Below are 2,141 nucleotides of genomic sequence, written 5' to 3' on the forward strand. Positions count from 1 at the left end.
TTCAGAATCGGTTAACATCAAACCGATTTAAGTAATAATAGGTACAACTGAAATTTCATCAGTAAGATTGCTGATTTCATACTAACTTTACAAGGTTTTACACTCGGTTAGTGCAAAGGCCAAATATTCATATTGTGGAAAAGTATTATAAATTTGCGCCGAAATCCGCATCTGCTGAAATGGGTATTTAGGCCAATAAATTATCGGCACTTCAATTTTAAAATGCTCCCACAGCGCATCTTGTAGCGGCGGAATTAACCGCGTTTTGACAAATTCGGTTCTCTCCTCTGGTAATGGTATAACTGCCATCGCACCAATCATCTGATCGGGACAGGGTGGCGCAACATCCAACGCCTCGCACAGCATCTGCCTCGCTGTCAATACCATTGTCCGATTTCGTGCCATTAATTCGGGCCATCCACCCACAAGCAGCGAACCCATAAATTGAATTGCTTCTGGTACGCATAAATATGCTGTGGGATCGTCGGTTCCCATCCAGTCAAACTCTAATTGAAAGCGGGATTTATCGGTGCGGGGCGAGTTAGCACCGTGACTGATAGTCATCGGACGAATTTCTGATTGCTTGTCCTGTCGCACGTACAAAAATGCCGCGCCTTTGGGCGCACACAACCATTTATGGCAATTTCCGGTGTAGTAAGTGGCGCCGCAGTTATGCAGGTCTAGGGGAATCATACCGGGCGCGTGGGCGCCATCGATCAGGGTATCGACGCCACGCTGCGCCAGTTCTTGAGTTATCTGTGAAATCGGTAAAATTAGACCTGTTTGGCTGGTTATGTGGTCTAACAGCGCTAGCTTTGTCTTGGGTGTGACGCGAGCGCATACTGCTGCAATTATGTCTTGCGGCGAACCCAGGGGAAACGGAATTTCTGCCACCACCACCAGAGCACCCGTGCGTTCTGCTACAAAGTTCAGCACGTTGCGACAGGCATTATATTCGTGATCGGTGGTGAGTAATTCATCCCCTGGATCGAAGGTGAGGGATCGCAACACCGCATTCACCCCCGTCGTCGCATTCGGCACAAATGCCAATTCCCCAGCATCTGCGCCGACAAACTTAGCTAACTCGCTTCTTGCCCGATCCAGCAGTTCCTCAAACTCCCGCACGAAAAAGCGTAGGGGTTCCCGTTCCATCTGCAACCGCAAGCGCTGCTGCGCCTCCAATACCGGCATTGGACAGGCGCCAAACGAACCGTGATTGAGAAACGTTATTTCCCGGTCAAGCGACCAATACTTACCAAATTCTGAAAGGTGAAGTTTGAAGTCTAAATTCTCATCCTTCATGCTTCACCCTTCTTTTTGTATTTAACTCCCCAGGCCGGATTCGAACCAGCGACCAATCGGTTACACTTATCCCTACGTTTCCGCAAGGGGTGGACTATCTCATCATCCCTTTGGGATGTCGGGCGCTCTAGGATTTATTGGACAGGCTCCTCATCCTTAGTCTCTGCGCCTTTCTGGCTACTGTGGAAACCACCGCCTTTTGCCAGACTTGGCTCAGGATTACCGCCACCCTTATTGCTGCGGCTTCCCTGAATTCACCCGATTTTCCACTACTTGTTACCAAGTAGCGCTGCTATGTCACTCAAGATATTAGTTACTCCCAATATCTTGCGTCCATTACAGCCGATCGCTCTACCACTGAGCTACTGAGGATCGCACTTATTACATACTAGCGCTATCAGATGGAATTTGCAACCCCCCCTGACAAATTTTTTTTTCCAGTTTTGTCCAAACAACTGCTTTCATCTTTCTTCTCCCGTGGAGGCCCCCGTTATACCCGTAGGGTTAACGGTGGCAGGAAACGGGGGATAAATTATCGGGGTCAATCCCGCTAATTTATCCCATAACTGCACGGTAGTATTCCTCACAAGATAAATGCTATAATGTAAAAATTGACTGAAAAAGCCTACCGATACCGCTTTTAGCCAACCGAGGAACAAGAACAACTCTGGCGCCGCACGCTGGGTTGCGTTCGGTTGGTCTACGTGCGATTCGTTCCGGCAAAAATGGAAAGCCCAACGGCCCAAGTGTAAGCAGGGCAAGGTTTATAATAACTAACCTTGACAATCTAATTTCCGTGATGGTGTAAGTCCATCCCTCTTGATGTTGGAGTGACAGCC

At 48.4% G+C, this 2,141-nt stretch carries 1 protein-coding gene and 1 pseudogene; one reads left to right on the forward strand and one right to left on the reverse strand.

The genetic code is table 11. The annotated features are described in order from the left end of the window. Positions 1-87: 87 nt before the first annotated feature. Positions 88-1,302, reverse strand: coding sequence for an aminotransferase class V-fold PLP-dependent enzyme (locus ACE1CM_RS11600; RefSeq protein WP_374877629.1), 1,215 nt, complete (start codon positions 1,300-1,302; stop codon positions 88-90). A 671-nt stretch (positions 1,303-1,973) separates the two neighbouring features. On the opposite strand from ACE1CM_RS11600, the pseudogene ACE1CM_RS11605 reads away from it, so the two are divergent. Further along, positions 1,974-2,054 (forward strand): annotated as a pseudogene (locus ACE1CM_RS11605) (hypothetical protein); the annotation flags it as partial. Positions 2,055-2,141: the final 87 nt, after the last annotated feature.

The sequence above is a fragment of the Microseira sp. BLCC-F43 genome (genome assembly GCF_041929235.1).
Taxonomy (GTDB): Bacteria; Cyanobacteriota; Cyanobacteriia; order Cyanobacteriales; family Aerosakkonemataceae; genus Microseira.